Here is a 25,518-nt window from a genome sequence, read left to right as displayed (position 1 = left end):
TTCTGGACTAAACCCGTTTTTTGAAACCATAGGATTAACTGGCTCATCATGAAGTTCTTCCTTCAATAACCTTAGAACTAAAGTAACCCTATTAATCCTAACTATGCAAACTTCCCTTCAACCAAGGTCGATGTCGATAGGGACCATTTGGAATTTGGATTAGACTAGTTTTTCCTAGTGGTTCCATCTTGTAAATCTGATCACTCAAGTTTGCATCAAAACCAAGGAGTGGGTGCCCCCCCATTCCGAGGGCTGACGCCGCTAACAGTAATCGTTGTACTAGCATGCCTGCTTCCATTTGTTGGATCCGGTATCCTCTGTAACCCAGTGCCGTTCTGAATGATTCCCTGTCTCCTGCCACATGTAAGCAGAGAGGTATTTGGAGCAAATTCACATTATCTAGAGACATTCCAGATTGCAATTGGAGTCGATAATCACCGAGATCCACCAGTCGTAACGCATGAGCAGCACTGTCATAATGATAGGCACCATTTGGAATACCTTCTACATTATATAAACAGCCATACAAAGAGAGACGAGGCTCGCTCTTCCTATGTGCTTCATCCAAATCATTACGATACGAGAAGGAAGCTATCGCCTCCTGAAGCAGAGCGGCCAGCTGAGGTTGACTTACCTTCCCCAAAACAAAATCCATGTCTGGAGAAAATCGCTTGCGGCAGACCGACGCCAGATCATATGACAACCGGTTCACGTGAGGAAGCTCTTCCGCATGACCGTCACCATTCAAACTCCCTTTCGCCTCGATCAGCCGAAACGCTTGCGTTGAATCAAGCATGGACGCTTCATTCAACATTGTTAACATTGGATACTCTTTAACCCTCCGTGACCGGATGTAATGATGGGGCTGAATCGCTGTTAACTCTCGGCACAATTCGGCGGCAGAGACAAAACCTTCTTTTTCACTCCCTTTAGTAGACCAAATTGTAGGTTCTACTGAAAGCGGGATAACCGCATAAACACTCTCGTCCTGTTCGGAAAGCCCAACTAGATGGTTAATGGCCCGATCTAGAAACTGAAAGTAAACCCCTGATGCAAAGCCAAAACGTTTTGCTACTTCCAGTAACTGTCCGATAACCACACCAGCATCTAACCCTTGCAGACGGTAAGAAAAGTTATTGTATTTAAAGAAATTTTTCCAAAACATGGTTGACACAAATACAGTTCCAAAGCAGGAAGATATATCACAGCGGTTACCAAGAGCACGGGCGATATATGAATCGAAATTTCCTTCTCGCAACAATACCAAGCGGTGATGGGCGACATCATAATGGTACATCCCAACAGGCGAATCCTCTACCTTTAGATAAACGTATAATTCGTTTGGATACAATGCCCCGCCGGAAGGAGCGAATCGCCGATATGACTGTACTAGATTCGCCGTTTTATCTTTGGAATCCAAGGGAAAGACTGACTGGCTAACTTGAGTAAGGCCGTATACATACCAGAGGAAATGACCGAACTTACGAAGATCAGGCTTTGCGGGTGGTTCTTGTCCTTCAAGTGTCAGCGGTACTTCTAGAGAAAATGGTACCTCAGGTAAACCACTGTAGAGCTTATAAGAAAGTGGCGCATCTTCCCAATCCACTTCCCAGTTAGGCACACTTGCCTTATCAATGTCAAAATGCAGATTGTGTAAAAACTCGTCTAGACTCATCCTCCTTGCCTCCTAGTTCGCCTCTTATGGAAACGGATGCGGATGTGGGTTTAATTGTTCAAGTGTCAGCGGTTGTTTTGAAAATCCGAGTTCCATCGGTACCCTGAGAACACGCTCCAGCCCAGTTACACGGGTAAGATGTTGTCCGAATGTCATCGGCAGCATCCCCGGAATCAGCACTTTCACGCAATACAATCCGTTCCGTTTCAATTCTGGTGCCGTCTGGTCCACCACAATCACATCAAGATTTAATGGGCGAAAAACTTTAAGTATGTCCAGCAGATCATCTGTAAGGTCCGTATGCCCCGATTTCCACTTGAATTCCTCGGCAAATGTTCGCAATGGACGATTATCTTCAAGTAAAAAATCCAGGCGATCTTCCGCTTGCGGCAAACCGTACAGCATTCCATGATCATCCATCTGTTGCACCAGAGATGAATCTTGCAGCATTCGGCTATACTCTTCCTGGTTAGACTCCAATTTCTCATCAAGCGTCAGCATCATGCCTGCCAACTCATGAACCGCACTTTTTACCGCCCTTACTGGGTCGAGATGTGCGCCAGCGGCACAGATGAGATTCACTCCCTTTTGCTTCCTGTTTTTTGCAATCGCACAAATACTTGGTATTCCGTGCTCCATCGTCGAGTTATACAAATAAAGATCATATCCCGCGACCGACCGCATACGTTCGATCATTAACTGCAATTCTTGGTCATTTGCTGAGGATGGGTCAAGACGCGGCAGGTTCAGCTGCGCGTACCAAGTCATTAGAAATGAATCACGCTCCACCACTTCCATAATTCCGTAAAAAATAGACTCCTCCAAACTTCCGCCTAATGCACATCCGTTGGAAGTTTCATAGACAAATCCACGCTGGCCGCAGCCCAAGCTGTAATAGGCTAGCAATTCTGGCACAAGAATCGGACGCTCCTCCAAAAACGAATAACCCCATACCCAATTCATTGGTCGTTCAGGATTAAACGGTTGAAAAGGAAAACCATGCTGCTCATACTGTTCCTTTGCATGCACACCTACTTTCAAAGGATTGAGTGCATTATTTTTCAAATTGCTGAAACTATCAAAGACGACTGTACGTTTCCCGCGTGGCTCCAGACCGCAGTACCGCTCGAGGCCTTCTAAAATGGCAGTCAACTCACTTACCTCATATGAATTTGTCCTGCCTGCTGTTCCCTCATCCCCCTCGAACAAAGGAAGATTCACACTGACATCAGCAAATGGCGGCAAGAGGTCAACCATTTTACCATTCAAAAGGCCCGTTCGATGATCTAGGTAGTCTTTAACTAAAACTTTATTCAGATCATCCAACGAACGGCAGCGGTAACTGTCCAGGCTGATCTTCGGACTTGGCTGCAATGAGATTTGAGCAGCGTCCTCCGAATCGTCTGGTAGATGGCTGCAAACCGGACACAGCGGGTCAGGAAGAAAGGAATGCCATGAACTCTTTAATGTTTTCAAATTAATTAAACATACCTGTTCTTCCGAAAATGCTTGATCCCCCTGCAAAATTCGCTGTACCTCTGCCCTGATCTGGTATGACAGCTGCAAGAGTCCTGTGGAGGATGCCCAGCCTTCAGGCTGCATACCTCTGTATTCCTTCAGTCTCTGCTTCATCTCCCACATCTCTTTACGGTCGCGTCCAGCCATGAGACGTCTCATATCCGCACACTGAGAACACCCGGGCGTCCCTGGTCGAATTAGCGGCCCCACTAAACCCTTTCCATATGAAACGAAGCCTCGCAGCCAGGGTGTGCCTGTTAGTCGAAATATCTCTTCTGCCTTTTGATGAACAGAAGGATTCCAGGCATCCTGAAGCACCAGTGCCAAATCAGTTTTTTTCGGTACAACTGCCTCGAATTCGGTCTGGCGAACTACATGGTAATGAGCGAACAGTTCTTCGCATACACTGTCCGCCACCACCCCTTCTCCAACAACCAACACGACAGCGCTCACCTAGATTCCTCCTCTCGAAGCAACACACCAAACACCCCTGCCAATCCTTCTTTCAAAAATGGTTCTATTTCTTGTTCGAACACCGAAAGCCGCTTATGATCTCGTTCCAAGACTTCCATAGCGGACTGCAAGTTCTCGGATTTTATCCTCTCTTCACAAGCAGGGATTACTAAGCTTAGCGGCACCATTTCTTCCAGAAGCAAGGAAGATACATCAAACACTTGCGCCGTTAGGCAAGCTTCTGGGTTTTGGACTTTGGTAAGTGCCTGTAGTAACGTATTGCGTAACGCCATTGTTATATTTAAATCTACACTACGATACCATCCCTGACTCGTACCGAGCCATATCACAGGGAAACCTGACACTTCCTCACCTAAACCGATAACTGGTGCCCCCTGCATTGTAGTCAGCGCATGCAAATAAAACCGGCAGCGCTCATCTTCTACAGCACTCAACTGCACCCGAGAGACAGTTATCTTCTGATTACGCTGTTGATTGTTAAGCTCTTCGGCCAAACACTTTTGCAACCCGCGGCAAACTCCTTCCGCAAACGTTTCCCCAGTCCCAACCCCAACAAATTCCTGCAAATCTAGCATTCTACCCTCTACTTCCTGATGTGGAAGTAGCCTCGTAGCGAGCAAATCGACCATTCGTGACGCATAGGCTTCAATCCCAGCAAAACCGGCTTCCCTTCGAGCCTCCTCATGTGTCAGTCCTGAACAGACAATGTCTCCTAACAGCTTAGCCGGTCCGTCAGATAAAGGGTCGACTGCCTGAACACGACACTGAGCTAACGGAAGTTGCTTTAAATTTCCCTCCTCCCAAATATGGAAAATCCCTGACTCTTTTGATGTCAATTGGTGGAAAAAAAGTAGCAATTCACTCGGCTCACCACTGCTTAATCCCTGTTCAATCCGCCTATCGAAATCTTCTACCCATTCAGTCGATATTCGTCCAGTCACCAGTGGATGGGGAATAAACGAGTGCCAGTGTCCTTCCAACGTATCAAGATCAAGCAAATAGAATTGATTCTTTTGTTCCAGTTCTGTTACTCCTGTAACCTCTTTAAACAATTCAAATACGATTACATTGGCCAACATTGCTCCGGCAGTGGAAGAGAAAGCAGTAATTTGCTGGTCCTTGAATATCACAGATTGGTGCAAGCGGCGCCAAGCAGACTCCCAGCTCGCCTCAGAGTCTGGATTCACTAACGGACCCGCTATTCCCACCTGCTGTAAGCAAATAGCAGGGAGGAATGCCTTTTTCTCTTCCCCACAAACCGTATGAAGAAGCCGCAACTCCTCTAAATTGCCTTCCTGTGACACATACAAAATCGAATCAAACGGCTGCACACACTCCCGCCAAAAACTTACCCCATCGTCCTTCAGGCTGACCTCCTCTACCTCCACCTCAGGGTCTGTCTTACGGGCATGTGCCACGAGTTCCGTTAACCGCCGTCTATTAGTCGGTACCGTGTCAGTGATTAACAATTTGAACTTGGGCAATCCGGATTCAATTAACGAAGAAACTAACGAAACAAAAAAAGGACCTGAGCCAACTGCCAACACTTTGGCCTGACGATAGGTTTGAAAACGGTACGCTCCCGAATCGACAAAACTGTCGACAAATTCAATTTGAAAAGCATGCCTTTTAAGAACCTGATCCTCCAATTGATGCGAATGATCTTGACTTACATCACGGACAAACCCATTTCGATACAGCACTTCTGCAATTTCATATACTCGATCTCGGTATGGGCCCGGCAATCCCTCTGTTAAATTCCCCAAAGTATATTCCCCGTTGAACATCGGTATCAGCTTTTCAACCCACTGATTGATCGTACTGCCTTCCATACGGAACGAGCTAATGTTGTTCCGAAAATACACACCGTTGTTTGAATCGGGGAGAAAAAACGTGTCCCTTTTCACTTTCAGACGCATAGAAGGGTTCAAACTTGTCATTTCGCTCCTCCTTAGCCGTAGCTTTACTCCATTCTGTAACATCACTTCACTATAATTCTATGTACCGCAATTTGTCCCTTATGTCTAACCTAAAAGAGAAGAGCCCCTACAAAAACTCATGCAGGGACTGTCTCTTCTCCTTAACAATCAGTTTTACATCAGAAAAATCGAACGATTAACCGCCGCACCGACCTCCACCGCAACGATGGCCGCCGCCACAATTAGAGCAATGAGAGCAATTAGAACACCTAAAGCAACTAGAGCAACGGAAACAACTAGAGCAGTTAAAGCAGTTAAAACAGTTAAAACAGCTAAAGCAACTAAAACAACTAAAACAGCGGCCAAAACCACCAATACCCCCAATACCACCAATACCGCCAAAACCGCCGAATTGTCGGGACTGATCATCAATGTAGTATTGGTTATAGTCAAAAGGAACTGCCTGACTCGCTTGGAAATCGCCAACATTCAACATTTGGAGATCATTTTGGAAAGGATTCATTTTCATACCTCCGTCTATTTTAAATCAACAATTTGTGCCATCACATGAAAAGGGGAACAGAACAAATCAGAAAAATAGTGTGTTACAGGTGAATTCACCGATGCTTCAAGTACTCTCTCCATCAAAATATGAAAAATGGGTGGGTATTGCCACTGATTCAAAAGCCTATTTTTATGGGACATCCATTCAAATTACTAGATTTAAACTAAAGTACTAGGGAACTCAATAGGCAGCGCAGAAGGACTACCACACAAAATGGCCCATATTGAGTCAATGGTGCATTTTTAGTGACGTAGTTTCATACATAAGAAAAGTGCATTATTTACAGATGCTATAACATCGTGTCCAAGGAGGAAAATCATGATACAACAAACAGTAACAATCAACAGAAATGCAGGTTTATATGCTCAGCCGGTCAATCAATTAGTTCAAAATGCTTCTCGATTTAATGCTGATATCTTTCTTACTTATAAAGGACGGAAGGTTAATGTAAAATCGGTACTCGGTGTTTTATCGTTAGCGATCCCTAAACAGGCAGAAATTATATTAGAAGTTTCCGGGGACGATGAAATAGAAGCACTAAGAGAGGTAATTCATACGTTGGAAATGGTTGAGTAGGAAGATTTCAATTGGAAGACAGGAAGAGGCTGGTTCTCCTTTGTTCCAGCCTCTTCTACATAAGTACCAGGCACCTAACATACTATCTTAACGTTAAGGACTTGCTTATATACCCTCGATCCCGGTGATACAAAATAATTGCAATCACTAAGATTCCAGAATCAATCCAAATAGAGGTGTTCCCTAAGTAGGTGGTGGAAAATGTCCCTGTTAATGCTCCAAATAAAAAAGAAAGAATGATCACAAAAAATTCTTTGAATTGTTTTCTGGCTTCATCATTATCTTCTTTTAAGGCCAAATAGGCTGCTTGGGTTGCCGTCCGAAGATTTCCTGTTGTCATGGTTGAATTGTAAGCCCATTTGTCGATTTTATTAAAAGTAGAAATTTGTAAAGAAGATACAAATGCGATACATACAGTTACTACGATGTTCGGCACACTTCGTGGTAATAGACCTACAATAATTAATACAAGGCATTCTAAGATAAGAATTGACCTTCTATAGCTGTGTAGAACTTGTCTAACACGAGGAATTTTAGCCATTTCTGAAACCAAAACACCTAAGATAAATGCTAATATGGGCGGGATATAAAGTAGCGAGCCAAGCCAATCCCTGTTCGCTGCTTTTACAGCGAGCAGGACCATATTTCCTGTTTGGGCATTGGCAAATACGCCGTCTCTGCTGATAAAAGTATAGGCATCTAAAAAACCTCCAACGACCGCTAACAAAATACCCAAATAAAATGAGTTGGACGATAATGAGGGGATTTTATCTTTCACTATACGATCTCCTTGTTTCAATTTACTAACCTCAATAGTATTTCCTAGATGGTTTGAGAAAACGGCAATATTAAATCCTGATTTTCTTAAAATATCATGAATTATAATGAAAAGTTCCCGCATTTTTGACAATAAACGAAAATTTAATTGTTCAACACGGGAATTTGAGGTGAAATTTTTATTATTTTCCTAAAAAAATTCAGGCGTTTTTGCAGTTTTAGAATTTATGAGCGAATTTTTATAGTTAATGGGCGAATTTTTGCATTTTATGAGCGAATTTTCGCATTCAATGGGCGAATCGCGAAATTTATCAAAGTTTGGAATTTCTATCAGCGAATAGAAGGATTCCAAAGAAAAAGGGGCTAACCCAATTAGTTAGTCCCCGGTTTTACAACCCATTATTATTGATTATTCCTCATCCAATCGATAAGTTCTGCAATCGCATCCTCAAAATCGACAGCCGCCGTCCCGTCTTCTGGAATTTGCTCCATGCAATTATCGTATTCATCCAGCCTGACTATTAGTTCCTCCATACTTTCATCTGTGCTTTGTTTCTTTGAATGATATTTTTTGGCTTTATTTAAAAGGTCATTGAACTGATCATCCTCACCAATTTCGTCAACCAAACTCCATACCTCTTGTAACACCGACTCCAATCTTTGTACCGATTCGTGCAACTTTTGTAATTTCTCAATTGAGTTTTCCATTATAGTACTTCCTTTCTTTCTAAAAATGCAGCTCGTCTGTTTTATCCGATCCTTAACTCAAACATATTATTTTCATATCCAATAACAACTATGAAAAAACATTCGATCATCCTTCCACAGCATTTTTACCATAAGAATGATTAATGCGGAGAATAGAAAAAGAAATTTTTGGCACTGGACCCGAGCACGATGCTAGAGGAAATACAAATGTTTTCGAGTATCACGAAAGCTTGGCGGATATTGCCACCATCCTTGCTTTTCTTGTCGTCGCATTCCGTGTTTTCTTTATATTTAAAAAGAAAGAGTTTCATAAGGCTTCACTTGTGATGTATTGTCTGCTTACCTTAATTTGTTCTGCCAAGCATCCTTGCGGTTGGGTACTTTGGCGGGAAAATGGTCTATGATCAGGGTGTTGGTGTCAAAATGGATGGAAAATATGTAAATCCTCCTAAAACAGAAGCATTCAATCACGATAATTAATAAATTTTTTTCATACCTTCATACATTAAAAAAGCTTGGTATCTCAAAAATCCAAGCTTTTTTATTTGACCATTTGATATTATCAGGTTTCCCCTGTCTAAAAAAAAACGCCTTAGGCGTTTAATAATTGCACTTTGGACATGGTTGAAACCGATTTTTCCCATGTCCGCATTGTCTGCACTTGTCTGAGTATTGTTTACTATTTTTAAATTTCCATTGTTCATACGTGATGCCATGTGAACCTTCATCGTTTAAGTACTTAATATAATCATTCCCATAAGGATAGATCAACAACATCACCTCCAGTGCTTACTATAAATGTATGCGCTTACATCGACTAAAAACACTGAAAATAAATAAAAAAAAGTGTCAGGCACCAACCATTTTCTGAAAGGGCCAAACACTTTCGCTGCATAAGATGACGGACCTAAAAAATTAGGACCAACCGTGTTAGGTTGATCCTAGTCCCATACTACTGATAATAATTCTTCACCATTTCTCCCATGACCCAGTTCGTTCTGGCACCTGTCACTCCACTGCTAGGGCAATGAAGGCTACCACTTGTTAAGTCAGCTACAATCGCTTCGACAAGTGGTTGATGGACGTGCTCTGGTCGCTCGAAACTCCATTGCTCCGTTCCGCTCGCTGTAGTTAAAACAATGGGCTCGTTTCCGAAAGTGGAAAAGGTGATTTTCCCTCGGCTCCCCACGATTTCATTTCTATCGACATTTTCAAAAGCAGTAAAACACCAATTTCCGACACCATGGACGCCAGATTCAAACCGATATGTACCTGTTACAATATCTTCGGCACGATAATAGCCTGCTTGATTGGAAGCAAATCCTTGCACAGACGTAATCGGTCCAAGTAAAAAATCTAATAGATCAAGCGTATGGCTGGCTAGATCAAAAAATAGTCCCCCGCCTGCCAATTCCGGTTGAACTCGCCATGGAAGATGTTGTGGGTCCAACACATCTTCCGTAGCTTTTTGATATTGTGTTGATGATACAAACCGTACATCACCAACTGCCCCATTCTCCAACAGCTCTTTTATTTTTAAAAATCGCTGTTGTGCCCTCCGATAGTAAGCTACATATAATGGGACTCCTGCCTCCTCACAAGCACCAATCATTTCCTGGCATTCATCGAAATTGCGGGCCATTGGCTTTTCTACATAAACAGGTTTCCCTGCCTTTGCTGCCTTGATTGTATACTCCTTATGGGATCCTGGCGGTGTTGCAATATAGATAGCATCTATCTCAGGATCGTTTATAAGTTCATCCGCATTATCATACCACTTTGGTACATCGTGCCGGTTTGCATAATCTTTGGCAAGTCCCCCCGTTCTTCTCATAACGGCAACCAACTCAGAATTATTAATTTTTTGGAATGCTGGACCGCTTTTCACTTCTGTTACATCACCGCATCCAATGATCCCCCAACGAACTTTATCAAACTTCATCGCACTTAATCTCCTTATTTGCCACAGCACTTTTTATATTTTCTCCCGCTTCCACACGGGCACGGATCATTTCGCCCTACTTTATTTTCCGTTAAAATTGGACCGTTTTGGGAAATTCCACTCTGCTTGCTTTCATTTCTAAATTCTATTTCTCTTCCAAGTGCTGCAAGCTTCCAATCCATTAATTCAGGATGTGGCTCGCCTAAAATGGAATAATAACTATAAACCGTCTGTTCAATATCTACGAGGCTTGAGAAGTATTCCTTTTTCATATGATCTCTAATTTCAGGAAGAGCATCTATAGAAAGCTGATGACAGAGTGCTTCGATCAGCATATCCTGGTCTTCAAGTTCATCTGAATATTGATAGGCTTCTCTCAAAACCTGAACCGCGAGGTCTGATTTAATATTTTCGATAACGGAACTAGCAAAAATAATCGAATCCGATTGCTTTAAATAAGGACTAACCCCTTCGACCACCTCATCGGATTGAAACCGAATTAACGCCGATGCAACTTCTTCTAACAAGATATCTTCATCACAGTCTAATAAACTGGATAGAAATGGGATATGCTTGTCTAGTTTCAGCAATCCAATCATATACACCGTCAAGATTCCATTAAATGAAAACCAATCCTCTTTTAATTCTTCTTGGATAATCACATCGATTTTCTCTTCGGTAATCCAGCCATTTTGAACGATGCATGCAGCCATTTTTTTAGCTTGTATGTAAAGTGGATGTTGATAAGAATCGACTTGGTCAAGAGTATTTATTGTATTTGCATATTTATTCCAAACTTCTTCTTCCATTCCGTTTACGATTAGCTCATAAAATGACCAACGATCCTCACCAATGTATCTTTGCAGTTGCTCTCTATATTTTAGAGCGAGCTTTGGATCAATACGCTCAAACAAATTCACCGCTAAGTGGATCTTGGACTTGTCCATTTTGGGAATATTTTCTAGTAAAACTTTGACAGCGTCTTCATTGATTTTCATGTTTTCTATGTAGATTAAAATAGAGGATTGCTTGTCCTGGTTTTTAAAAGCTTCCGTCAATAATTCGATTGTCCATTCTTCTGGAACGTTTGGATAATCGTGTAATGCATGAAGCACCGTTTCTTGAATTAATATATCATTGCTAATCAAGTGTGGTTTAATTTTTTCTAAAAATGTCAAAATGTAATCCCCTCCACTATACATTTGATCAAACTCAATTTAATTATATTCTTTTTAGTCACCAGCTCCAAACAAGATTGTTTCTTAATTAAACAAAAATTATGCCATGAAAATATTTCATACAAAGTGAATCTTACATCAGCTCGAATTTCATCTTTTCATACCTTTTATTCTAATGATTTTAAAGAATAAAGAACCCTCATGAGTACATTATAAAAAAGGCTTGACCATAAACAACTTACAAGGGGGATTTTTATGAGCGACTTTTTAGGATTATTCGGTAATGATAAATCACAAAACACTGAAAGTGAAAATAGCCAAACCACTATGAGCAATCAAGGGAACGATCCCAGTACAAGTACCCAAGATACTAAAACTGACGGCTCTCTCCAGCTTCATAAAGAAGAGTTAGACATTGTAAAGAATAATGTCGATGCTGGACAAGTAGTTATTTCTAAAGATGTTGTTGAAGAACAAAGAACTGTCGACGTTCCTGTAATGCACGAGGAAGTTGTCATAAAAAGAACACCGTTGAATAACGAACGTAGCGATGGATCCACTTTATCTCAGGAAACCATTACGATTCCTGTTACCCAGGAGCAAGTTGAGGTAAACAAGTATACGGTTGCGACCGAGGAGATTTCTGCTTCGAAACGTCAAATTGAGGATACTCAGAAAGTCCAAGAGACACTCAGACACGAAGAGGCTCATGTTGATACAACCGGAGGTGTCGATATCGTATCCGACGGGTCAAGCTTTAACGATATAAATAATAGCTAAGAAGAAAATCGCAAGCGCCCGTTTAGCGGCGTATGGACTGGAGCACTTTGACTGAGATAAAGGAAACACGGAGAGCGCTAGCGATCCGATGTTGACTTATCGTAGGGAAAAGGGCGAAGTACACTAGCCGCTGGGCCGCTTGTGCTAGACAATTATCTAGGTTCAAAAACTTATACTTTCTTATTCTGAAACAAAAACACCTTTTCAATGGAGGGAGAGATTAAGTTGACTGAAAAGAAGAACGACCATCGAGAAGATAAAACGCTTCAACTACATAAGGAAGAATTGCAGGTCAACAAGAAGTGGGTTAAGACGGCTGATGTTAGAGTATATAAGAAAACGTATACTGTGGAGAAACAAATTGTCGTCCCTATAATCCGTGAAGAGCTAATTATTGAGAAAAAGATATTAAATCCAGAAAGTGGACCAACTACACAAATTGAAACCATTCATATTCCTCTAAGCGAAGAGCATATTGAGGTCATATTAAACCAAACTATCCTTAATGATGTAGAAATTTTTAGGAATCAGTATGAAGAGATTATTCAGATTAACGAAAATGTGAAAGAAGAAAAAGTCCAAATAGATACAATTGGAGATGTAAAAGTAGTGGTTGATGATAAATTGTAGAAAGGTATAATAATGAAAAAACTCGCTAAATTTTTCTTCTACAGAATAGGACCTTTTAGACATAATAAATACTCCCCAATAAGTAGCCAGATTTTTTATTTTTAATCTGTCTACCTATTGGGGAGCATATCAGTATTGGCGAGTTTTTTCATTATGATTCTATGTTAAATTAATATGTTAATCCATGACCAAGTTTATAGATATTCCCATCGCTATCTTTATAAGCATAGTTAAGTCCTTCAGGCATATATTCGTCCTTGACATAACCCGGTACATCATTTCTTGACACGCACTCACCATTTTCATCAACCGCAATGACCGCTTCACTCGCTGGCAATGTCAACGGTAACACACCTACTGGTGAGCTATTGCCCGCCATAACCTCATACTGTGCCTTAAAGTAGGTATCATATCCAGCGATCAATGCATCTGCCAATGGTTCAACATTTCCAAGGATCCATGGCAGAATGACATTAACACTCATGATTACTTTTCCACCACGAATATGGATACTGTCGGCCACTTCCTTTAAATGATTCATCCCACTCAATGTCGTTTCTTGATAGGATGTACCATCCAAAGCAGTTACCGTTTTATCTTCGCATATTTCAAGTTCCAATAGTCCTGGTGTCGCATTGAAATAAGCTCCAGATTTTGGACTTAAAAACAATATAGCTACATCAGCTTCTTCATAGTTATCGGTCAAAGTAAATTGACCAAGCTCTTGACATTCCTGTCTAGCTTTTTCAGTATATGAAGTTGCTCGTTCTGTCTCCTTATGGAAAACTTCCACATAAACCTTCTTACCCTCAAGCTTTTCAGTTGTTAAAGGTAATGTCTGCTTCTGATTCTTAAGCACAGTTACCGATTTTTTATGCGCTTCATAAGCAGCTTCCCAGTTTGCTGGATTTTTCACCGCTTCAGATGCATGGTCCGGTGAAACATACGTACGGTCATCAAATAGTCCTAAAGCAAACATTTCTGTAAGCAGTCGTACATTGGCTTCATTAATCCGCTTCTCACTGATCCATCCCTTTTCGATCGCTTTTTTTAGGTTTTCAATATCATTAGTGTCAGAAATAAGATCTGTCCCCGCATTAATCGCTTTAGCAAAACGTTCCGCCTCGCTTAAAGTTTCAACGCCCCAGCTCATTTTACTTGTGACGCCGCTGTCGCTATTAATATAACCCTTGAACCCTAGTTTTTCTCTAAGGATCGTATTTAAGAAATAATGATTAAATGTAAATCCAACCTCTTCGAAAGGAATGTCTTCTCCTTCGAATTCTTGAACCACACTTTTCTTGATACTAGGAATCGAATAATATGGCATCATGGATGAAGTCCCATGTTCTACCGCTGCACGAAACGGAGGCAGGTGGTACTTTTCTAGGCTTCCTGGAGTTGGGTACAGGTTCCATTTACCCTCTTCATAATGTGGATCAAATCCATTTTCCCTTGGTCCACCGCCAGGAAAATGCTTGGTCGTCATAGCAATACTATGATTACCGAGGGTCTTCCCTTGAAAGCCGTCAATGACGCGGCCGATAACATCAGAAATAAATTCTGGGTCTTCACCGAATGTACCATATATCCGCTGCCATCTCGGGTCCGTAACAGTATCCGCCATATACATATATCCTTTTCTTATTCCAACCGCATCCCACTCATCATGTGCGATTTGGGCGAATTGGCTAATAAGTGAGGCATCACCGCCATTTTTCATATCTCCTTTTGCCGCTGCAGCAAGTCCTAACGTTCCAGGCCAAGTGGAAAAAATCCCAGCTGCATCATTCATACCAAAGATGAATTCAGTATTTTCGTTTCTTGAATTCGATGCGATTAAACATGGAATACCAAGACGTGACCCCTCACATACTTCATTCATGGTATTCACCCATTCTGCCATTTCGGATGGGCTCCAATTGTCTCTTAGAATAAAGTGGCGCAAATGCATGTTTTCAATCGTATGCGTGGTACCATATACTTTTGCCAAAGCAAAAATAGTTTCTCCCTTTTCAACAATTCCTTCATCTAACACGCCATCATGGCTTGTCTTACTCTTATCTTTTTGAGAAAGACCCATCTGACGAGAATTAATAAGCATCATGCCGACCTTTTCATCGGTATTCATCAATGAGACTAGGTTCTCTGCACGTTCTTTCGGACTCAAGCGCCAATCCTTATAAGGTTCTAATTTCCCGCTGTTATTCAGATCTTTAAATTTTAATCCATCAACTTCAATAATGTTCTTGACTCTAACTTCTAAATTCGGTTGTTTATGGTTAACTTCCATTTGAATGCCTCCTTAACTTGTTCATCCCCATCTTTCGAGAATAGTTGGGACAAGTGATAGATTCATGTTAGCAATTTGAGTTCGTTTCCACATCCATTATTGTTAACTTTTATATAAAATTGCACACTATTTTAAAATATTTTTTATAAAAAAAATTTATTTAGTAATTTGAATCCAATTTATGAAATTAAAAAGATAACGTTAGAAGAGGCAATGATTTTAATTATGCTCCTTTTTTTCTAATGGTTTGCTCCCTTTATACTCTGTAGCTGTCATTCCATTTATTTCTTTAAATACTTTACAAAAATAATTATAGCTGCTAAAACCCACTTGAATACCAATATCTGTAATAGATAAATGACCCTGTTCCATAAGAAAAATTGCCTCTTCGATCCGCTTTTTATGAATATAATCAATGACACTTATATTCAATTCTTTTTTAAATTTCTTCGCAAGATATGCTCGATTAAATCCAATTTCAGCTGCTACAGATTGCACATTTATAGTTTCCTTGAAGTGGATATTTATATACATTAATGCTTTCCTTACAACTGAACTATATCCATTAACAGCAAAATTCTTAACCGCATCACAATATTCTTCAATCATACTGAAATTTATCGCATCTAAATCGGACATTGCTACCGCTGCCTCAATCTTAAGTGCGAATTTTTCCGAAATAGCATGTAAATATTGAGGTTCAACCCCTCCCTTAGCAGCAGCCAATCTATTCATAGTATTACTTGAAAAGCTAAGATTTTTTTTCGCCCGTAAAGGATTCCCTGGAACTCTATAGGAAAAATCACCTGTGAATTCAATCAAAGCTTTCATTGCATTTTCTTTATCCCCAGTTTCGATAAAATGTAAAAATTTCTTTTCTGCCTCATACCTTAGCTTAACTTCTAAACCATCTTGGCCATAATCCTGCGGCTGTACATCCGGTTGATTTTGCCCACTATGCTTTTTTGTCGTACTGAAATGGGAGTCAACTCGCGGATTCGCTAATAGATTCACTAACAAATCGCCAATTGCTATGTATGATTGTCCCAAATAGGGTAAGGATTTATAAAAATTCTCCAATGGTTTTACCCAATTATTTTCAAGATGATTTTCCCTCATCGCATTCCAGATAAAATGGTCAGTGACCCGCTCATTCAAGAAAGGCCCAACCAAAACCATTCCTTGAAACAGTTCTTCCTCGTTTATAGGCATCGCCATATACGATAGTTGGAATGAATCTGTATGAATACAAAAACTGTTTTTATTTGCCTTTTCTAAAGCTTTTTTAAGATCCAAATAGATTTTCTTTCGAGCTTCTGCAAAAATTAGGGGTTCACTATCATCAGATATGTGCAAAATCGTTTGAAATTGATGATCGACCGCTTGTACATCAATATTAAAGGCATTTTTAATTAGCCAACATTTACTTATCAGTTCATCCACTAATATCACCCTTCAGAATCCTTTAAAACTATGTAATAAAATCAAAGTAAGAATGTAATCCACTGAAAATCCAGCAAAATTTAAATACTATAAATTCATTGCTTAGACTAACTATCTCTCCGGAAATCACGAAACTATCTTGATTTCAGAGGATTTTCTTTTTGTTTTATTATAGAAGATTATGCAAAATTATCAAACTTGAACGATCTCTTAAGACTCTTGAGGCATGGGCAGATAAATGGTTATAGATTAAAGAACCTCTCCATAATTTTATTATGGAGAGGTTTTTTACTGTTGCTGAATGCTCTTGAATATTAAAAAAAAAACACCTTTATCATTTAACTAAGATAAAGGTGCTTAAATAACTCTATTTAAAAATACGTATTAATAATCTGTTTTTAAACAGTCGTTTTCCAGTCCGCAGCAAATTTTTCAATCCCTTGATCTGTTAATGGATGTTTTGATAATTGCTCAATTACCTTGAATGGAATCGTTGCAATATGCGCACCTGCCATTGCTACACGGGTTACATGATCTGGATGACGAACAGATGCAGCAATGATTTGTGAATCCAAGTTTTGAATCTGGAACATCTTAGCAATTTTTGCGACTAATTCTACACCATCTTCGTTAATATCATCCAAACGGCCTAAGAATGGTGAAACATAAGTTGCACCTGCTCGTGCAGCGAGCAATGCTTGGTTCACACTAAAAATCAAGGTAACGTTGGTTTTTACACCTTTTTTCGTTAGATAACGGCAAGCCTCTAATCCATCTAACGTCATTGGAAGTTTAATGGTGATATTTTTATCGCCACCGTTAATTTTAATAAGTTCGTTTGCTTCCGCAATCATTTGATCAGCAGTTAAAGCATTAGGCGTTACCTCGGCAGATACAGACTCAACCTCAGGTACAGCATTAAGGATTTCAGCAATACGGTCTTCGAATTTTACTCCCTCTTTCGCCACTAAAGAAGGGTTGGTTGTTACTCCTGATAACACACCAATTTTATAGGCCTTTTTGATATCCTCTAGGTTTGCAGTATCGATAAAAAATTTCATAATCTTTTTCCTCCAATATTAATAAAATAAATACTTTTTTTAAATCTTTTCGACAGCATGTCCACCAAACTCATTTCTTAATGCTGCTACAACTTTACCTGTAAAGGTATCATCCTCTAGAGAACGATAGCGCATTATTAATGACATTGCAATGACTGGTGTTGCTGTTTTTAGATCTAAATCTTCTTCTACTATCTATTTTCCTTCACCTGAGGAATGCTTAATCCCTTTAATTTCTTCTTAATTTGGATATTTCAAAAAGCATTTTCAGTCAATTCCATCAGTCAGGAACGAATAATCGAAGGTTTTTTCTTATTTAGCCAAATGTAAAATCTGTATAACATCTTCTTCATGTAACTTAACAAAATTGCCTAGTGGTCCTCTTTCTGTTCCCTTTTTAGCCATTTCCTCCAAGTGCTCTTCACCAATACCAGCTTCTTTCAATGTTACTGGCATACCGATGGAGCTAAAGAATTGTTCTATTTTCTTGATTCCTGCTAAAGCGGTTTTTTCTAAATTGTTTAAGTCAATTTCTACATCCCAGACTCGATTAGCAAATTGAACAAATTTATTTACATCATGTTTATATACATGCTTCATCCAGGCTGGGAATACAATCGCCAAACCTGCTCCATGTGCAATATCATAAATGCCGCTGATCTCATGTTCAATATCGTGGCTTCCCCAATCACCAACTCTTCCTGTCCCTAACAAATCATTATGTGCAATTGTGCCTGACCACATAATCTCAGCTCTTGCATCGTAATTGGTTGGGTCCTCGATTACTGTATGTGCATTATTTATAATGGCTCGTAATGCCCCTTCACACAATCGATCTGTTAATTCTACATTCTTTTCATTGGTGAAATATCTTTCTAAAATATGCGCCATCATATCTGTGATCCCGCATGCTGTTTGATAAGATGGTAAGGTGTATGTAAGAACAGGATTTAGAATGGAAAACTTAGGACGCATGGTCGAATGACCTGTCGATCGCTTATACCATCCATCTTCGTTCGTAATAACCGTGCCCGAGCTAGATTCACTTCCCGCTGCAGGTATGGTTAACACAACTCCGATTGGCAGACAGTCTTGAACTGTAGATTTCCCTTCAAAGAAATCCCATACATCCCTATCATATTTCGCCCCAGCAGCGATCGCTTTGGCTGAATCAATTACACTTCCTCCACCTACAGCAAGAATAAAGTCAATGTTATGTTCCTTACAAAGGGCAACTCCTTCTCTAACAAGGCTGACTCGAGGGTTCGGCTTTACACCGCCCAATTCAAATATTTCTATGCCCTGTTCAAGCAATGACTGCAGAATCCTATCATATAGTCCGTTAGTCTTGATACTTCCTCCGCCATAATGCAAGAGAAGTTTTTTCCCATAAACAACGGCCTCTTGACCTACTAATTGCTCCTGATCTTTACCAAATATTAACTTTGTACTATTTTGAAAAACAAAATCTATCATGGTGATCCCTCCCACACAATATAGTAAACTTATAAGAGATTAAAAACAATCGATTTCATTCCTATTCTTATGGAAAGTTCCTCACACTTAGGGACTGTTCTAATGGTTTCAGACGATTTTTTGTTTCTGACAAAAAATCGTCTGTCGTCCCTCATGTTCATTTTCCTCATAAAAAAGAACTTTCCAATCACTAAACTCAGCCAATAATTCTTCAGGTTGCAGTTTATATTGATCGGATACTCCCTGACTCTCTTTTTTTGGAGACTTATAAAAGGTTTCCATAAAGAAATATCCATTGTCTTTAACGATTGATTTAACCAGCGGAAATAGTGATCGATCAAGATAATACGTGATGACAATCAAACTAAAAGAACTATTATTCAAATTAAGGTGGGTCATATCCGTCATATCGCACAAACGAGGAAAAATAGCAAGCTTTTGCTTTCCTGCTATTTCCTCGAGATAGTTGACAGCTACATCTGATATATCAATCGCTTGTACTTGAAAATTTAATCGTGCCAGAAACAGACTGTTTCCACCAAGCCCACATGCAAGATCGAGCGCAGACCCTCCGGTAAAATAAGGTGACAGGATTGCTAATCTCTCATTCGGCATTGGTGCTTCCAATTGATTTATACGTTCTTTATATTTGCGATTCCATTTATTTTTCAGATTCATTTGGAACTCCTTAACTGTGACTGGATAATAATTCGAGTTAGAGTGATCAATAAGTCAAAAGTGGATGGTCAAATTTTTTGTAAATTGGATGGTTATTTTCTATATCATAAACCTTAATATAAGAATCATACATTGAAACTTTAATGAAAAGTCCATAATTTTGGCAAACAAATATTTATTATTAAATAATTCAGTTTCTTTTGATTATTAATCTTAGTGAGGATGAAACATATGAAGTTTGGTATGACTCTTATTATTATCGTTTTAGTAGCTGCCCTGATTGGTACACTTGCACTAACAGGAAAACCTGATGAGGACTATAAAGGTTCAACAAAACAAAACACAGTACGGTTGACGGCTATTTATGTTATTGTCATCTTAGGTGCAATCGGAGGATTGGCTTGGTATATTACGCTGAACTAAACATTTATGAGTATCCCCATAGCTGAAGCTAGGGGTTTTTCTCTGCTTTTTGATAACTTTTCCTATAATAGTGATTAATAAATCTATGCCATTTGCACATATTAACTAAAAAAAGGTGTGATTGCCGATGGATTTTCCCACTATTAAAACGAATTTTTGGGATGCAATATTTGCGATTCCAATCATTATACTGTTAACTCAACTAATTAAGGTTTTTTTCAAAATACCGAAATGGTTTGTACCGACGATTGCACTTATTTTTGGGCTGGGAATCTCAATTTTTATTAGTCACAAGCACAACACCCTTGGCGGAATATTTATGGGTTGGTTTTATGGATATGCAGCGATCGGAACATACGCTTCATTAAAAACAAATATTATTGCTTTCAGAAATAAACAAAGGAAATAGTATAAATCGCTTATCTCTCCATAAAAAAAGCACTTTAGTCTTCTTTCACTTCAATTATTATCTTTCTCCATATCTCGTGACATCTTTAGGCCTTAATGAAACAAGCACATTAATACTAAAAAAGTGCACTATAAAGTATAATATTGTATGTAAATTAGACATCTAAAGAAGGAGCATCTTTCATGGGTTTTATTGTTTATTTTGTTCTAATTATGTTCATTCCACTATTAGTGCAAATGTACTTAAGAAATACCTATTCTAAATTTTTAAAAGTAGGAGCTTCCTCGGGTTTAACTGGAGCCCAGGCGGCTAGAAGAATCTTGGATCAAAATGGTTTGTATGATGTGTCGGTCGAACAAGTGTCTGGTCATTTATCCGATCACTATGATCCAAAAAGTAGAAGTGTTAGACTTTCCTCCACTAATTACAATGGTACTTCGATTGCATCGATTTCCGTTGCGATTCACGAGGTGGGTCACTGTTTACAGCAAAGGGACCGATATGTACCTTTACGCGTGAGACATGCATTAGTGCCTGTGGCTAATATCGGCTCTAATTTTTCGTTTATCTTAATTTTAATAGGGTTACTTCTTTCTTCAGCCAACCTTTTATTACTAGGAATCATAGCAATGGCTGCGGCCGTGTTATTTCAGGTTGTTACATTACCTGTGGAATTCAATGCAAGTTCAAGAGCACTGAATGTAATGATTGGTTCTGGTTTGATTAGAAATGAAGAAGAGTATCGGGCGAGGAAAGTACTAAATGCTGCGGCATTAACATATGTGGCTGCGACTGTAGTAGCTGTAGCTGAATTACTTCGTTTTGTTCTAATGTTTACAGGAATGCGGAATGATGAGGACTAATAAGATAATTGATGTTGTGGATAGTCCTAGTAAATTTTAATCAAGCTTATAGTATCACTTGTCCGATCTCTTGCATACGATATATTAAGACGAAAGGAAGCACCTTTCGTCACCTTAGATTGACTATTTTTAGTCAGTCTTTTTTTAGGTCTACCATCCCAAAACAATAAATGATTTTTTTCTAAGCCTAATAAGAGTTAGTTTACATAATATTATTACAGAAATAATGAATTGAATAATTCTAGCCAAAACAATTTCCATCTATATATACCCATCTGATCAAATTACCTATTGCATTTTAAAATATATAAGCGTTGCTTTTATAGGTTTTTTATTCAATATGTTATACTTTGCAGTATACCTGCGTAACAAAGCAAGATTGCATTGTAGGAGTGTGTTATATGAATTACAAGGTTGTCATCCTAGATATTGACGGAACGATCGTCCCGCATGGAAAAACGCTAAGTCCTGCCACAAAGGATGCGATTCAGCGGTTAAGAGAGAAAAAAATAAACGTGGTTATAGCAACGGGGAGAGCTCCCTATTTTTCAGAGTCCATCCTTTCGGAAACTGGGGTCGACTCGATGGTCTTTTTTAATGGATCGTATGCCTATCATGAAGGAAAAGAAATATACAAGAATGCGATTGAAAAACATGTTTTAGAAAGAGTACATCTTTTGTCCAATGATTATAAACATCCACTGACTTTTTTGGGAGGTACGAGCTTTAAAACTACCGATCTAAGCCATCCATTCGTCGTGGAAGCGTACCAACATGATCCGTGGAAGCCCGAACTTGCCCCGCCTCAATTTTGGACCGAACAGGATATTTATCAAATGTTCCTTCATTGCGACGTGGAGGAAGAAGCTTCTTATCAAACAAAGATTCCGGAATTAGATTTCAGAAGATGGAGTTCAGGAGCAAGAACCTGTGACGTGAATTTGTCCAATTCCAATAAAGCAGTTGGTTTGACTAAATTGTTGGAAAGGTTCGGCATTGCACCTGATGAAGCTGTTGCCTTTGGAGATGGTTTAAATGATATGGAAATGCTGTCATTGGTCGGAATGGGAGTAGCCATGGGAAATGCTCGTGATGAATTGAAACAAGTAGCCGATATGGTCACACTCTCCGCCGAAGAAGACGGAGTTCGCTACGGATTAAAGCGCCTCGGTTTAATTTAATCGTCGCGCCCTTTTATTTCCAAGTAGACCTTAGAAGAAATACATACGGCTAATAGGAACCAAGGAGTGAAAAAATGAATTTGGCCTATGAAGTGATCCCCGAAGAAAAAATTGAGTATTGTAGAGATTTATGTAATGAACTCATGGCCTTTCAAAAATCAAAAGCATACATAACACCGGAATTGTTTGACAGCATGAATTTTGACACACGAATGATTCCTTCTATAAAAAGCGCCTTACACAATTACATTGTGGTAGTGAAAGATGATGAGAAAATCGTCGGTTATGTCTATTCCAATATTTCTCCCAAAGAGGCTTATTCAAATGACTTTGCCACTTTTTTTGACCTTTCTTCTGTTTATAGAAATAATGTTGGATGTTTATCGCAATTTTATATTAAAGATGAGTACCGACAATTAGGGGTTGGTTCTAAACTTTTCAATATGTCTATGGAATGGTTGAAACATTTTGATGATATCGAAGATTATTTTATCTTTGTCTCAAATGGCAATGCTGACGCCTTAGAATTCTATAAACGTAAAGGATTTTCTGTTAGTCATGAGATTTTGGATGGTTTTATTACTGTTTTACGAAGTAAAGAATAATAATGAAACTTCCCTATTTAGGAAGATTCTCTGTAACGTATTTTGCATCAAATTTTGTATTTAAAAAATGGCTCAGTTCACTGTTCTGAGCCATTCCTTATTTTAATCTTTTAAAGCTTAATGAACTAAAGCACTTGCACTCTTATGTTGAAGAGGATTTTTCATTGTGTATCGTACCAAGTAATGATCATATTAGGTTAAGTCTAGTTGTCTATTTACTTTAGAGGCTAGGTTTAGTACCGATGATCACCGTGGCGTCCAATTCATCATTTCTGGCTACTTTAGGGATAAGCCCCATACTAGAAAAAATTTCAAAGGTTTGGTATGCTTGCTGTTCGCTCGTTTCTAACAAAAGGTGCCCTCCCGGAGCTAACCAGAGAGGTGCCTCTTTCGCTACCATACGCTGTAGGTCAAGTCCGTCCTTCCCTCCGTCAAGGGCCAGTTTTGGTTCATACAGGCGAGCCTCCCGGGGAAGCAGCTTGATCGCCTCGGTAGGTACGTAAGGAGCATTAGCAACTACGATGTTCACACGGCCTTGAAGGGAGTGGGGTAGGGCTGTAAACAAGTCCCCTTGAAAAACGTGGCCACCAAAAGCTGTTATGTTGCCGCCAGCACAGCTTACTGCAGCGGGGTCGAGGTCAACAGAGTACAAGGCTACCCGTCCTAAAGTTGCTGCAAGAGCTGCTCCTACAGCTCCTGACCCGCAACACATATCAACAACGATATCCCCTAAACAAGTTAGGGTTTCTGCCTGACGGACAAGAAACTCTGTTCGTTTGCGAGGCACGAAGACCTCAGAGTCTATCTTTATCCTCAGACCACAGAACTCTGTGTACCCAATGACGTGTTCAAGAGGTATCCCCTCGGTTCGCATTTCGACCATTTTCATAAGGTCATCCAATGTCGGTGCTTCAGATATAAGTAGCAGTGCCTCTTCTTCTGCAAAAACACTACCAGAAGTCCGAAGCTTATGGATGATAATTTCTTCAGTTTGGTCATCCATATAAAATTTAATTTGCTTTACTATTGATACCACCCAATCTTTCCTTATAAGTTGGCTTTTATTTATTCCTTTAAATTCGCAAGAATCTGGAAAATCTGTCCTCTATGATGTGATTCGTGTTCAATGAGATGGTAGATAATCCACTCAGTTGTTACATCGTATTGATTAAGAATCCTCGGTTTACATTTTTCTCCTTTCTTTTAATTCATATATTCTCTGTGAAAGTTAATGTTCCTTCTTAAACTCCCTCAGTTTAATACGATTTTCTCGCGAATACTCGCTTATTCGTAGGATTTCATAACCCTTGATATGGATTTAACGATTAAATGAAATGAGTTCAGATCATTATGGCTCCGTGAAGGCATAGTTAAATAAAGGAGTGAAATCCAACTCCACATTTTACCATATGATGTACATTCTCCACACCGCCCCTGGAGGCTTTCCCTCCCATGTCTCAACGGGTCATTTGCCCTATCATTCCTTCGTCATGCCTATCCAAGGGGTGGAGGCCAGTTATGCTAACCTGATGGGTCAGTGCCCTTTTGTTGAATAAATCTGGTACTCCGTACATATTTGAAATCCTACGAATAAGCCAACATTCGTTAAGTGTAAAGCTAACAATCACTATTTATGATAATTTATTGGAGTTTACCCTTTCGGGGAAACTCGTAAGTGTTTTTAAGAATCTATAAGTTCTTATGCTGCTAAGGTAGTTAAAGGTTGTAATTTTTCTGGGCAATAGGATTCATTTCGTTTGGCTATTCCTACAAATACCCGAGCCAGTTTACCAACCAATTTCATAATTGATTTCATCTTCTTGATTTTTTTCACCTTAACATTAGTGGTGTGTATCGCTTTAAACTCAGGGTTGTTCATGACAAGGCTCATCGTCGCTAAGTAGAGGAAACGCCGCAGTCTAGACCTTCCACGTTTAGAAATGACAATTTGACCTTTCCACTTTCCCGAGCTTGCTTCAGCTAGGTGCAATCCTGCATGACGACGTAGTAAAGAATTACCGTGGGCAAAGCCACTTAAATCTCCAGCTTCCCCTAATATACTTGCCAATGAAATCTCACTAATTCCTTTAATGGTAAGCAATTGATTGGCATAAGGAATTTGTTTAAGTACTTCTGCGACTTGTTTTTCAACTCTTTCGAGTTGTGTTGTTGCGAGGTCATATTCCCCTAGTAATTGTTGTAGATGAAAATTATAATCATCAAGTGCTTGCCTAGTGCCGATCGAACGTTTAGCTAAATGAATAAGTAATTGGGCTTTTTTTAATCCAGGCTGTCTCTTCATCAGGGACTTCCATCCGATAACAACGTTTTGAGGTTGCATTGA

At 39.5% G+C, this 25,518-nt stretch carries 26 protein-coding genes and 1 pseudogene; 9 read left to right on the top strand and 18 right to left on the bottom strand.

All coding sequences use genetic code 11. From position 1 onward, the window contains the following. Positions 1-97: 97 nt before the first annotated feature. The 4 genes from COE25_RS15505 to COE25_RS15490 form a co-directional block, all read right to left on the bottom strand. Positions 98-1,675 carry a SagB family peptide dehydrogenase gene (locus COE25_RS15505; RefSeq protein WP_098933238.1) on the bottom strand — a complete coding sequence of 526 codons (1,578 nt, stop codon included), beginning with the start codon at positions 1,673-1,675 and terminating at the stop codon, positions 98-100. A gap of 24 nt (positions 1,676-1,699) precedes the next feature. Next, positions 1,700-3,646 carry a TOMM precursor leader peptide-binding protein gene (locus tag COE25_RS15500; protein WP_098933237.1) on the bottom strand — a complete coding sequence of 649 codons (1,947 nt, stop codon included), beginning with the start codon at positions 3,644-3,646 and terminating at the stop codon, positions 1,700-1,702. Continuing rightward, a complete protein-coding gene (locus COE25_RS15495) occupies positions 3,643-5,607 on the bottom strand; it encodes a putative thiazole-containing bacteriocin maturation protein (protein ID WP_098933236.1) in 1,965 nt (654 codons plus the stop codon). Before COE25_RS15495 ends, COE25_RS15500 begins: the two co-directional genes overlap by 4 nt. 175 nt (positions 5,608-5,782) lie before the next feature. Then, positions 5,783-6,082 carry a heterocycloanthracin/sonorensin family bacteriocin gene (locus tag COE25_RS15490; protein ID WP_257208849.1) on the bottom strand — a complete coding sequence of 100 codons (300 nt, stop codon included), beginning with the start codon at positions 6,080-6,082 and terminating at the stop codon, positions 5,783-5,785. A 387-nt stretch (positions 6,083-6,469) separates the two neighbouring features. On the opposite strand from COE25_RS15490, the gene COE25_RS15485 reads away from it, so the two are divergent. After that, positions 6,470-6,727 (top strand): HPr family phosphocarrier protein, encoded by a 258-nt coding sequence (locus COE25_RS15485; RefSeq protein WP_098933234.1) that lies wholly within the window; start codon positions 6,470-6,472, stop codon positions 6,725-6,727. A gap of 82 nt (positions 6,728-6,809) precedes the next feature. Here COE25_RS15485 and COE25_RS15480 read toward each other — a convergent pair whose 3' ends face one another. After that, on the bottom strand, positions 6,810-7,505 hold the full coding sequence (locus COE25_RS15480) for a YoaK family protein (RefSeq protein ID WP_098933233.1): 696 nt from the start codon (positions 7,503-7,505) through the stop codon (positions 6,810-6,812). A gap of 401 nt (positions 7,506-7,906) precedes the next feature. Next, on the bottom strand, positions 7,907-8,212 hold the full coding sequence (locus COE25_RS15475; protein ID WP_088088308.1) for a hypothetical protein: 306 nt from the start codon (positions 8,210-8,212) through the stop codon (positions 7,907-7,909). 143 nt (positions 8,213-8,355) lie between these two features. Between COE25_RS15475 and COE25_RS15470 the strand changes: the two genes are divergently transcribed. Then, complete coding sequence (locus COE25_RS15470) at positions 8,356-8,616, top strand: hypothetical protein (protein ID WP_098933232.1); 261 nt, start codon at positions 8,356-8,358, stop codon at positions 8,614-8,616. Between the two features lie 72 nt (positions 8,617-8,688). Here the strand turns inward: COE25_RS15470 and COE25_RS15465 are convergent, their stop codons facing one another. From COE25_RS15465 to COE25_RS15455, 3 genes are all read right to left on the bottom strand, one after another. Next, entirely contained in the window at positions 8,689-8,928 is a 240-nt protein-coding gene (locus COE25_RS15465; RefSeq protein WP_098933231.1) for a hypothetical protein, read from the bottom strand. Positions 8,929-9,164: 236 nt separating this feature from the next. Then, positions 9,165-10,154: a Gfo/Idh/MocA family protein gene (locus COE25_RS15460; RefSeq protein ID WP_098933230.1), complete on the bottom strand. Its 990-nt coding sequence runs from the start codon at positions 10,152-10,154 to the stop codon at positions 9,165-9,167. 14 nt (positions 10,155-10,168) lie between these two features. After that, a complete protein-coding gene (locus tag COE25_RS15455) occupies positions 10,169-11,332 on the bottom strand; it encodes an SEC-C metal-binding domain-containing protein (protein ID WP_098933229.1) in 1,164 nt (387 codons plus the stop codon). A 255-nt stretch (positions 11,333-11,587) separates the two neighbouring features. Here COE25_RS15455 and COE25_RS15450 point away from each other — a divergent pair, with 255 nt between their 5' ends. Further along, positions 11,588-12,112, top strand: coding sequence for a YsnF/AvaK domain-containing protein (locus COE25_RS15450; protein WP_098933228.1), 525 nt, complete (start codon positions 11,588-11,590; stop codon positions 12,110-12,112). 225 nt (positions 12,113-12,337) lie between these two features. After that, on the top strand, positions 12,338-12,742 hold the full coding sequence (locus COE25_RS15445; protein WP_180247509.1) for a YsnF/AvaK domain-containing protein: 405 nt from the start codon (positions 12,338-12,340) through the stop codon (positions 12,740-12,742). A gap of 169 nt (positions 12,743-12,911) precedes the next feature. On the opposite strand, the gene COE25_RS15440 is transcribed toward COE25_RS15445, so the two are convergent. The 6 genes and pseudogenes from COE25_RS15440 to COE25_RS15415 form a co-directional block, all read right to left on the bottom strand. After that, positions 12,912-15,035 carry a glycoside hydrolase family 3 protein gene (locus tag COE25_RS15440; RefSeq protein WP_098933226.1) on the bottom strand — a complete coding sequence of 708 codons (2,124 nt, stop codon included), beginning with the start codon at positions 15,033-15,035 and terminating at the stop codon, positions 12,912-12,914. Positions 15,036-15,254: 219 nt separating this feature from the next. After that, positions 15,255-16,478, bottom strand: a complete 1,224-nt coding sequence (locus COE25_RS15435; RefSeq protein ID WP_098933225.1) for an AraC family transcriptional regulator — start codon at positions 16,476-16,478, stop codon at positions 15,255-15,257. Positions 16,479-16,876: 398 nt separating this feature from the next. Beyond that, the gene (fsa, locus tag COE25_RS15430) at positions 16,877-17,539 is read right to left on the bottom strand and encodes a fructose-6-phosphate aldolase (protein WP_088088317.1); all 663 of its coding nucleotides are present in this window, start codon (positions 17,537-17,539) and stop codon (positions 16,877-16,879) included. Between the two features lie 39 nt (positions 17,540-17,578). Then, positions 17,579-17,779, bottom strand: a pseudogene (locus COE25_RS15425) (phosphogluconate dehydrogenase (NAD(+)-dependent, decarboxylating)); the annotation flags it as partial. Between the two features lie 72 nt (positions 17,780-17,851). After that, positions 17,852-19,015, bottom strand: a complete 1,164-nt coding sequence (locus COE25_RS15420; protein WP_098933224.1) for an iron-containing alcohol dehydrogenase — start codon at positions 19,013-19,015, stop codon at positions 17,852-17,854. 108 nt (positions 19,016-19,123) lie between these two features. Beyond that, positions 19,124-19,693, bottom strand: a complete 570-nt coding sequence (locus COE25_RS15415; RefSeq protein WP_098933223.1) for a class I SAM-dependent methyltransferase — start codon at positions 19,691-19,693, stop codon at positions 19,124-19,126. A gap of 231 nt (positions 19,694-19,924) precedes the next feature. On the opposite strand from COE25_RS15415, the gene COE25_RS15410 reads away from it, so the two are divergent. The 5 genes from COE25_RS15410 (at position 19,925) to COE25_RS15390 (ending at position 23,174) form a co-directional block, all read left to right on the top strand. Then, entirely contained in the window at positions 19,925-20,116 is a 192-nt protein-coding gene (locus tag COE25_RS15410) for a hypothetical protein (protein WP_088088320.1), read from the top strand. A gap of 127 nt (positions 20,117-20,243) precedes the next feature. After that, positions 20,244-20,525, top strand: coding sequence for a hypothetical protein (locus tag COE25_RS15405; RefSeq protein ID WP_088088321.1), 282 nt, complete (start codon positions 20,244-20,246; stop codon positions 20,523-20,525). A 182-nt stretch (positions 20,526-20,707) separates the two neighbouring features. Next, a complete protein-coding gene (locus COE25_RS15400) occupies positions 20,708-21,388 on the top strand; it encodes a zinc metallopeptidase (RefSeq protein ID WP_098933222.1) in 681 nt (226 codons plus the stop codon). Between the two features lie 401 nt (positions 21,389-21,789). Continuing rightward, the gene (locus tag COE25_RS15395; RefSeq protein WP_088088323.1) at positions 21,790-22,569 is read left to right on the top strand and encodes a Cof-type HAD-IIB family hydrolase; all 780 of its coding nucleotides are present in this window, start codon (positions 21,790-21,792) and stop codon (positions 22,567-22,569) included. A gap of 74 nt (positions 22,570-22,643) precedes the next feature. After that, the gene (locus COE25_RS15390) at positions 22,644-23,174 is read left to right on the top strand and encodes a GNAT family N-acetyltransferase (RefSeq protein ID WP_088088324.1); all 531 of its coding nucleotides are present in this window, start codon (positions 22,644-22,646) and stop codon (positions 23,172-23,174) included. A 220-nt stretch (positions 23,175-23,394) separates the two neighbouring features. Here the strand turns inward: COE25_RS15390 and COE25_RS15385 are convergent, their stop codons facing one another. The 3 genes from COE25_RS15385 to COE25_RS31595 all read right to left on the bottom strand — a co-directional run. Further along, on the bottom strand, positions 23,395-24,177 hold the full coding sequence (locus COE25_RS15385) for a putative protein N(5)-glutamine methyltransferase (protein WP_098933267.1): 783 nt from the start codon (positions 24,175-24,177) through the stop codon (positions 23,395-23,397). A gap of 62 nt (positions 24,178-24,239) precedes the next feature. Beyond that, positions 24,240-24,350: a DinB family protein gene (locus COE25_RS15380; RefSeq protein WP_088090489.1), complete on the bottom strand. Its 111-nt coding sequence runs from the start codon at positions 24,348-24,350 to the stop codon at positions 24,240-24,242. Positions 24,351-24,873: 523 nt separating this feature from the next. Next, on the bottom strand, positions 24,874-25,518 hold a 645-nt coding region (locus COE25_RS31595), incomplete at its 5' end, for a transposase (protein WP_257208848.1).

This window comes from Bacillus sp. AFS031507 (assembly GCF_002584635.1).
GTDB lineage: Bacteria > Bacillota > Bacilli > Bacillales > Cytobacillaceae > Neobacillus.
Note: the sequence above shows the minus strand (reverse complement) of the source record. Positions and strands in the feature narration are given on the sequence as shown.